We start from the raw sequence: 8158 nt of genomic DNA on the forward strand, positions 1-8158 counted from the left end.
TTTATTGTAAACTAATCTTACACAGCCCAAAGTGCGCCGCAATAGCGACTCTTGTTCGGGTGTGGGGTAAAATCGGTAAGAATATGCTTTTTCCATGTCTCACATTTTAGCATATATTTGGTAAATGCGCTAGTATTTAACGGTAAAGCCGTCGTAGAACGACGGGGTTTCAGACCCAAAATTTTCGATGATGACAGTGAAGTAGATCCCTCATATTATCTGTAGAGGATAAAGATTTGTGTCTCAATATATTCTCGATACTGACCATATTTCCCTAATTCTTCGCAATCATCCCCAAGTTATTGCTAATGCGTCCCGTCATTCCATTTCCGTTACAATCATTACTGTTCAGGAACTTTTCAGTGGAAGGAACCACAGAGACACAGAGGACACAAAGATCGATCTCTACTATATAAGTTAAACTTAAGTAGGGAGGCACAATTATTTGTAGGATGGGTTAGCGGTAGCGTAACCCATGCGGGCGTTGGGTTTCATGCTTCAACCCAACCTACGTTTATCTTATATTTAATTCCACCCACCCACTTATTACACAAAGTCGAGAAGAGCCCTTTTTAAGTTTCTTCTCTTTTTGTTAATGAAAGATGTGACCAATGGATGCCCTAAAAGGGGCGAGGTTTTAAACCCAAAATTCTGATAAAGTAAAAATCGTTCCGATACCTTGACTGGTTAAGGGAGAGAACGTCAATAGCTTGTTAAATAGTACATATAAACCAATGCCACGTCTTCGCTCGATTATTTCCCTAGTTTTAGTCCTAGTTACTACCCTGCTGGTTAGCTGCAGCGGTCCGCAAGCAACTATCCCCACCGTTTACAGTCCCCAAAAAATCGAACAGTTACAGGTTTACATCCAACCCATAGAAGGATTTCGCCAAAAAATGAGCGTTTTGCAAGACCTCATCGCTGACAAAAATTGGGTAGATACTCGCACCTATATCCACGGTCCCTTGGGGCAATTGCGTCAGGAAATGGTAGGATTATCCCGTAATTTACTGCCCAAAGACCAAGAAAAAGCCAAGCAGTTAGCGAAAAATCTTTTCGTTCACTTTGAACGTATCGATGCGGCAGCCAAAGAAAAAGATGCTAGTCTTGCCGCTACTCAATTCCAAGAAGCATTAAAAGACTTCGATGCTTTCTTAAATATTGTTCCCAGTTAGTTTGTATCGGGAGACAGAATCGGTTATCAGTTATCAGCTTTTAAAAAAAATCTCGGGCTTTTTGCCTAGAGATTGTTGTCAGAGAGAAGCACACAAAAACTTTTTTCTTATGGGTATTGAGTTTAAAAATCAAGATAGAAAAAAATAGTGAACCTTACCTTTTCCCAACCAACTGCTTTTTATTAACCATTGGCAGGATCACTTAGTTTAGCAGTTATCTTAATAGTGAGGTACGAAGTCTCTGGTTTTAGGGAACAGGCAAGAGGGAGCGCCGGAGTTGGGGAAGTGGGGAGAAGGGAGCAGGGGAGGGGGGAGAAAAAAGCTGATGACGGCTGAGAGCGGGGGGAATCATGGCCATTTATAATTGCTTAATAATTGTTGCCACTGCCGTGATAATATGTCTTGTGGCTCACCTGAGCGTCATAGCTCGGAAAGCAATCTAGATATTGAGATTAGTCTATCGCTGATTTAGGTGTACCTTGTCTGATCCATCGATCGAATCTCCCCCAACCCCAGAAACCAACCCGCCGTCAGATCCGATGCGGGAATACTATCAACTACAAAACACCTTATTGATCACCACCCTGATCTTAAGCGGTCTGATCTTTATTCCCGTGTGGTGGTTTTATTCCCTCAATACCGCCCTTAATTACCTATTAGGGGCAATGGTGGGAGTTGTTTACCTAAAACTCCTGGCCGGGGAAGTGGAAAAATTGGGGGTAACGAAAAATCGGGTGGGCAAAAAAGGATTAGCCCTATTCGCTGGATTAATCATCATCGCCAGTCGTTGGCAAGAACTGCACATAGTGCCAGTTTTTTTGGGTTTTTTGACCTATAAAGGGGCGATCATCGTCTATACTCTGCAAACCATCTTCAAGTTGGAGCAGAAAGCCGATTCCTAACCCCTTTGACCGTTAAAATAACCCTGATTTGCGAACCCGAATCTCTCCAAGGTGGAAATGTTAGACAGTTTAAGTGTGCTTAATTTTTATAGCCTCGCTTCCCTGGAAGTGGGACAACACTGGTACTGGCACATCGGCGGACTAAAAATTCACGGGCAAGTGATCGCGGTCTCCTGGATCGTCTTCGCTATCTTAATCATCGCCTCGATCGCCGCTACCCGCAAGATCCAGAAAGTTCCTAGCGGTATTCAAAACCTGATGGAGTACGTTCTGGAATTTCTGCGCGATTTAGCCAAAAACCAGCTAGGAGAAAAGGAATATCGACCCTGGTTGCCCTTCATCGGCACCCTATTTTTATTTATTTTCGTTTCTAACTGGTTAGGGGCATTGATTCCTTGGAAGTTAATCGAACTGCCCGAAGGAGAATTAGCCGCCCCCACTAACGACATCAATACCACGGTGGCGTTAGCCCTACTGACTTCCCTCGCTTACTTCTACGCGGGCATCAGTAAAAAAGGACTCGGTTACTTTGCTCACTACCTAGAGCCGATTCCCGTGCTATTACCGATCAAAATTTTAGAAGACTTTACCAAACCCCTCTCCCTCAGCTTCCGTCTTTTCGGAAACATCCTCGCAGACGAGTTGGTAGTGGCCGTATTAGTCTTCCTTGTCCCCCTAGTCGTACCCCTACCCCTGATGGCTCTCGGTTTATTTACCAGCGCTATTCAGGCCCTTGTCTTCGCCACCCTTGCCGGGGCCTATATCCATGAGGCACTGGAATCGGAACACGAAGAAGAACACGCTTAAAAGCGAGGGACAAAAAAAGAAAAATTTCTTAGGGAAAAGTGTCCAAATAATAGGATAATAACTAAGAAATTATTGGTCGAATTCAGGATGAGCAACTGAATTCCCAGATCGTTCTTTCCCAAAAACTCTTTCGGGAGTTTTGAGCAGAAAACCAGCCATTTTTTACGGCTGAGAACGCGCTCTGTAAACAACAGATTGAAATTGATTAGTAAATAGAGGAAAAAATCACCATGAACCCCACAGTAGCTGCCGCTTCCGTTATCGCCGCCGCCCTCGCCGTTGGTTTAGCCGCTATCGGCCCCGGCGTTGGTCAAGGTACCGCTTCTGGAGAAGCTGTTTCCGGTATCGCCCGTCAACCCGAAGCTGAAGGAAGAATTCGTGGTACCCTTCTCCTCAGCTTGGCATTCATGGAATCCTTAACCATCTACGGCTTGGTTATCGCTCTCGTTTTACTGTTCGCTAACCCCTTCGCCTAATTAAAAAAGCAGTGGGCTATCAGCCCCCAGTCCGCAGCTTGGCGGGAGAGTTTTCAAAACTCTAAAAAACGCCAAAGGAGCCAACTAAAAAGTCTGGTTTTTGGGACGGAAGGCTGATAGCTAGTTAAGGGAATTTTGCTGATCCCCCCTGACTGTTTATTGTTAAAGCAGGGGGATCGTCTTCCTTTTTTGAACCTGCCTATAGCTTCTATTTATCAGGAATAAATCAATGTTTGATTTCGATGCCACCCTGCCAGTGATGGCACTACAATTTATTCTTTTGGCAGTGATCCTGAACGCCGTTTTTTATAAACCCCTCAGTAAAGTTTTAGATGAACGGGCGGAGTATATTCGGCAAACAGAAAGCGGAGCCAAAGAACAACTAGCCAAAACCGAAGCACTGGTACAAGAGTACGAATTGCAATTAAGTTCGGCTCGTAAACAATCCCAAGAGATTATCGCCCAAGCGCAAGCCGAGGCCCAAAAACTAGCCAGCGAAAGAGTTGCCGCAGCCCAAAAAGAAGCGATCGCTCGTAAAGAAGCCGTCGCCGCCGAAATTGCCCAACAGAAAGAAGAAGCCTTTCGTTCTCTAGAAGGACAAGTAGCCTCTCTTTCCCGTCAAATTCTCGAAAAACTCCTCGGCCCCGAACTCGTTCGCTAAACCCCAGCCCTTGGTTAATAACAGTGATCAGTGAAAAGATAGAAGTCAGTCGTCAGAAGTTAGAAGACTGATAACTTACCTCTGATAACTGATAACTGCATAACCTACTCCCCGCCCTCAATAATCATGATCATCGACACAGTTTTATTATTAGCCACGGAGGCGAAGGAAGCGGCAGCAGAGGGATTCGGCATCAACACCGATATCTTAGGAACTAACCTATTTAACCTCTCGATTCTGCTCGGTTTAGTCATCTTCTACGGCCGCAAAGTTCTCGGACAAATCCTCGGAGAACGTCAGTCGAAGATTGCTGAAGCTTTGGCTGAAGCTGAAAACCGGAAAAATATTGCCGCTACCGCCCTCGCCGAAGAACAGAAAAAACTCGCCCTGGCAAAACAAGAGGCGGAAAAAATTATCGATAACTCTCGATCTAGAGCTAAAGCTGTCACCGCCGACATCGCCGCCCAAGCCGAACTCGATATTCAAAGAATGCGCGAAAGTGCCGCTAAAGATCTCTCGGCGGAACAGGATCGCGTTTTAGTAGAATTACGCCAAAGAATTACCGCTTTAGCCTTAGCTAATGTGGAATCCCAATTAAGCACCGGCCTGGAAGAATCGGTACAACAAACCCTAATTGATCGCAGTTTGGCCAACCTAGGAGGTAAATAGATGCAGGGAAGTTTAATCAGTTCAGAAATCGCCGAACCCTACGCCCAAGCATTACTTTCCGTCGCCCAAAGCAGCGGACAATTAGAAGCGATCGGCGGCGAAATTAAATCCCTCTTGGAATTGCTAGAAAATGCTCCCGATCTAAGAGCTTTTATCGGCAATCCCGTCATCAAAGAAGAAGCTAAAAAAGCCGTTCTTTCCCAAGTAATGGGGAGCAGTGCCAATCCCTATTTAACTAACTTCATGATGTTATTAGTCGATAAACGTCGGATTCAATTTTTAGAACCCGTTTGTCAACAATATCTCACCCTGGCTAGAGTGCTGACTAACACCGTTTTAGCGGAAGTTTCCTCGGCCACCGAATTGAACGATAGCCAAAAACAAATCGTCATCGACAAAGTGAAAACCCTGACCGGGGCAAATGTGGTCGAACTGAAAACCAAAGTTGATGGCAGCCTCATCGGTGGTGTGGTGATCAAAGTCGGTTCTCAGGTCTTTGATGCCAGCATTCGCGGTCAACTACAACGCCTCAGCCTCTCCCTGCGCTAAGGTCATCTAATCTCCCTTTTTTGCCGTTTTTTCACCTCCTAATTTTTTACTTTTTCCCAGATTAAACTATGGTAGCTATCAGACCCGACGAAATTAGCACGATTATTCGTCAACAGATCGAATCCTATAACCAAGAAGTACAGGTCTCCAACGTGGGAACCGTCCTGCAAGTGGGTGACGGTACTGCCCGCATCTACGGCCTACAACAAGCCATGTCGGGAGAACTATTAGAATTTGAAGATGGAACCGTCGGCATCGCCCTTAACCTCGAAGAAGATAACGTCGGTGCAGTGTTAATGGGTGACGGTTTCGGGATTAAAGAAGGCGGTACGGTGAAAGCTACCGGTAAAATCGCTCAGGTTCCCGTGGGTGAAGCCTTAGTCGGCCGCGTGGTTGATGCTCTCGGTCGTCCCATCGACGGTAAAGGGGACATCATCACCAGCGAAACCCGTCTGGTGGAATCCCCCGCCCCTGGTATTGTCGCTCGCAAATCCGTCTGTGAACCGATGCAAACCGGCATTACCGCTATCGATGCCATGATTCCCGTCGGTCGTGGTCAACGGGAGTTAATTATCGGTGACAGAAAAACCGGTAAAACAGCGATCGCCATTGACACAATCATTAACCAGAAAAGCGAAGACGTGATCTGTGTCTATGTCGCCATCGGTCAAAAAGCCTCCACCGTCGCCCAAGTAATCGACACCCTCACCCAAAGAGGAGCCATGGATTACACCGTGGTGGTGGCCGCTAACGCTAACGACCCCGCCACCCTCCAGTATATCGCCCCCTACACCGGAGCTTCGATCGCCGAATACTTCATGTATAAAGGCAAAGCGACCCTAGTTATCTACGATGACCTCACCAAACAGGCTCAAGCTTATCGTCAGCTATCCCTGCTCATGCGTCGTCCTCCCGGTCGGGAAGCTTACCCCGGCGACGTTTTCTATCTCCACTCCCGTTTACTAGAGCGCGCCGCTAAACTCAGCGATGCCCTCGGTGGTGGCAGCATGACCGCCCTGCCGATTATCGAAACCCAGGCCGGTGACGTTTCTGCCTACATTCCCACCAATGTAATTTCGATTACTGACGGTCAGATATTCCTCTCCACCGACCTCTTTAACGCTGGTTTCCGTCCCGCTATTAACGCTGGTATTTCCGTATCCCGCGTGGGTTCGGCGGCCCAAACAAAAGCGATGAAGAAAGTTGCTGGTAAATTAAAACTCGAATTAGCCCAGTTTGACGAATTAGAAGCTTTTGCTCAATTCGCTTCTGACCTTGATGCGGCCACCCAAGCACAACTGTCTCGCGGTCAGCGTCTGCGTCAAATCCTGAAACAGCCCCAAAACTTCCCCCTGGCCGTTTGGGAACAGGTCGCGGTGGTTTATGCCGGTTTAAACGGTTATCTCGACGATATCGCCACCAATAAAGTTATCGATTTCTGCACTGGCCTACGGGAATACCTGAAAACCAGCAAACCTCGCTACGTTGAGATCGTTAGCACTGAAAAACAACTCAACGACGAAGCGGAAGGCCTGCTCAAAGATGGCATCAACGAGTACAAACAAGCCTTTAAATAATCTCGGTAATCAGTAAATGAATGTTGGTAATGGGGGTTAGGTTTTAGGGGATGGGGTGTTGAGGTTTTGGGGTTTTGGGGTATTAGTTGAAATTTCCCGATCTCCCCATTTCCCCACCTCTCCATTCCCTCCTAAACCCCGACTCTTGACTGATGACTGATGACTGATAACTGATAACTGATAACTGAATTATGCCTAATCTCAAAGCGATTCGCGACCAAATTCAATCGGTCAAAAATACCAAAAAAATTACCGAGGCCATGCGTCTAGTGGCGGCGGCCAAAGTGCGCCGCGCCCAAGAACAAGTTCTCTGTACCCGTCCTTTTGCCGATGCCCTCGCTCAGGTACTTTATAATCTGCAAGGTCGTTTGGCCTTTAGTGATGTTAATTTACCCCTACTGGCCCAACGGGAAGTAAAAACCGTGGCTCTGTTGGTAGTGACAGGCGATCGAGGTCTTTGTGGCGGTTATAATACTAACGTCATCCGTCGTGCCGAACAACGGATTAATGAATTAAAAGAGCAAGGGATTAACTATCAATTAGTTGTTGCCGGCCGGAAAGCGGCACAGTATTTCGAGCGCCGCAATGCTCCCATTGCCGCTAAATTTATTAACCTCGAACAGATTCCCACTGCCGATGAAGCTGGCACTATTGGGGATGAATTGCTTTCCTTATTTTTATCGGAAACAGTTGATCGCGTCGAGTTAATTTATACTCGTTTTATCTCCCTGATCAGTTCCACTCCGGTGATTCAAACCCTGTTACCTTTAACTACCCAAGGTTTAGCGGTACAGGATGACGAGATTTTCCGTTTGGTGACTAAAGAGGGAAAATTTAAGGTACAACGGGAAAAAATGGCCAGCCAACCAGCGCAGGTTTTTCCCCAAGACATGATTTTTGAGCAGAATCCCGTCCAAATCCTCGATTCTCTCCTACCTTTGTACTTAAATAACCAATTACTGCGCGCTCTCCAGGAATCGGCAGCGAGTGAATTAGCAGCCCGGATGACGGCGATGAGCAACGCCAGCGAGAACGCCAGCGAGTTAATCGGGACTTTAAGCCGTACCTACAACAAAGCGCGTCAAGCCGCTATTACGCAAGAATTGTTAGAAGTAGTAGCGGGAGCCAACGCTCTCTAGGTTTAAGCCTGTTTTTCTTTTGATTATCAGTAGGAGTGATTATTTTCACTCCTTTTTTTATATAGGGCTTGCTGAATAATGGTAAAACCCTTTTAAAATAAAGCTTTTGACCTGTTAAAGTCCGATGTTAGTGCAAGAAAATAGGATTGGGACTTTCAAAAACCTTGCATTATCCTTCTTATAGTACATCGCTTGGTACAAAA

The 8158-nt window shown here is 46.3% G+C and carries 10 protein-coding genes; 9 read left to right on the forward strand and 1 reads right to left on the reverse strand.

What is annotated here, in order from left to right; genetic code table 11:
• The coding region (locus IM319_RS03325; RefSeq protein WP_287076085.1) for a helix-turn-helix domain-containing protein at window positions 1–96 on the reverse strand (96 nt) is incomplete at its 3' end.
• A gap of 638 nt (window positions 97–734) precedes the next feature.
• Here IM319_RS03325 and psbQ point away from each other — a divergent pair.
• From psbQ to IM319_RS03370, 9 genes are all read left to right on the forward strand, one after another.
• Window positions 735–1175, forward strand: coding sequence for a photosystem II protein PsbQ (gene psbQ, locus IM319_RS03330; protein ID WP_287734637.1), 441 nt, complete (start codon window positions 735–737; stop codon window positions 1173–1175).
• Window positions 1176–1714: 539 nt separating this feature from the next.
• Window positions 1715–2077, forward strand: coding sequence for an ATP synthase subunit I (locus IM319_RS03335; protein WP_149988376.1), 363 nt, complete (start codon window positions 1715–1717; stop codon window positions 2075–2077).
• A gap of 57 nt (window positions 2078–2134) precedes the next feature.
• Entirely contained in the window at window positions 2135–2884 is a 750-nt protein-coding gene (gene atpB / locus IM319_RS03340) for a F0F1 ATP synthase subunit A (RefSeq protein WP_002739857.1), read from the forward strand.
• Between the two features lie 230 nt (window positions 2885–3114).
• Window positions 3115–3360, forward strand: a complete 246-nt coding sequence (gene atpE / locus IM319_RS03345; RefSeq protein ID WP_002740068.1) for an ATP synthase F0 subunit C — start codon at window positions 3115–3117, stop codon at window positions 3358–3360.
• Between the two features lie 229 nt (window positions 3361–3589).
• The gene (locus tag IM319_RS03350) at window positions 3590–4021 is read left to right on the forward strand and encodes a F0F1 ATP synthase subunit B' (RefSeq protein WP_002795845.1); all 432 of its coding nucleotides are present in this window, start codon (window positions 3590–3592) and stop codon (window positions 4019–4021) included.
• 126 nt (window positions 4022–4147) lie between these two features.
• Window positions 4148–4690: a F0F1 ATP synthase subunit B gene (locus IM319_RS03355; RefSeq protein WP_104397599.1), complete on the forward strand. Its 543-nt coding sequence runs from the start codon at window positions 4148–4150 to the stop codon at window positions 4688–4690.
• Window positions 4691–5239, forward strand: coding sequence for an ATP synthase F1 subunit delta (gene atpH / locus IM319_RS03360; RefSeq protein ID WP_002763366.1), 549 nt, complete (start codon window positions 4691–4693; stop codon window positions 5237–5239).
• A 68-nt stretch (window positions 5240–5307) separates the two neighbouring features.
• The gene (gene atpA, locus IM319_RS03365) at window positions 5308–6816 is read left to right on the forward strand and encodes a F0F1 ATP synthase subunit alpha (RefSeq protein WP_286824895.1); all 1509 of its coding nucleotides are present in this window, start codon (window positions 5308–5310) and stop codon (window positions 6814–6816) included.
• Window positions 6817–7007: 191 nt separating this feature from the next.
• Complete coding sequence (locus IM319_RS03370) at window positions 7008–7955, forward strand: F0F1 ATP synthase subunit gamma (RefSeq protein WP_286824896.1); 948 nt, start codon at window positions 7008–7010, stop codon at window positions 7953–7955.
• Window positions 7956–8158 lie beyond the last annotated feature (203 nt).

Source organism: Microcystis sp. M113S1, from assembly GCF_020246945.1.
In the GTDB taxonomy this organism is placed as follows: domain Bacteria; phylum Cyanobacteriota; class Cyanobacteriia; order Cyanobacteriales; family Microcystaceae; genus Microcystis.

What these genes read in the sequence shown, in the direction of transcription:
- psbQ (WP_287734637.1), top strand. Translation starts at nt 735, where the DNA reads ATGCCACGTCTTCGCTCGATTATTTCCCTAGTTTTAGTCCTAGTTACT.
- IM319_RS03335 (WP_149988376.1), top strand. Translation starts at nt 1,715, where the DNA reads ATGCGGGAATACTATCAACTACAAAACACCTTATTGATCACCACCCTG.
- atpB (WP_002739857.1), top strand. Translation starts at nt 2,135, where the DNA reads ATGTTAGACAGTTTAAGTGTGCTTAATTTTTATAGCCTCGCTTCCCTG.
- atpE (WP_002740068.1), top strand. Translation starts at nt 3,115, where the DNA reads ATGAACCCCACAGTAGCTGCCGCTTCCGTTATCGCCGCCGCCCTCGCC.
- IM319_RS03350 (WP_002795845.1), top strand. Translation starts at nt 3,590, where the DNA reads ATGTTTGATTTCGATGCCACCCTGCCAGTGATGGCACTACAATTTATT.
- IM319_RS03355 (WP_104397599.1), top strand. Translation starts at nt 4,148, where the DNA reads ATGATCATCGACACAGTTTTATTATTAGCCACGGAGGCGAAGGAAGCG.
- atpH (WP_002763366.1), top strand. Translation starts at nt 4,691, where the DNA reads ATGCAGGGAAGTTTAATCAGTTCAGAAATCGCCGAACCCTACGCCCAA.
- atpA (WP_286824895.1), top strand. Translation starts at nt 5,308, where the DNA reads ATGGTAGCTATCAGACCCGACGAAATTAGCACGATTATTCGTCAACAG.
- IM319_RS03370 (WP_286824896.1), top strand. Translation starts at nt 7,008, where the DNA reads ATGCCTAATCTCAAAGCGATTCGCGACCAAATTCAATCGGTCAAAAAT.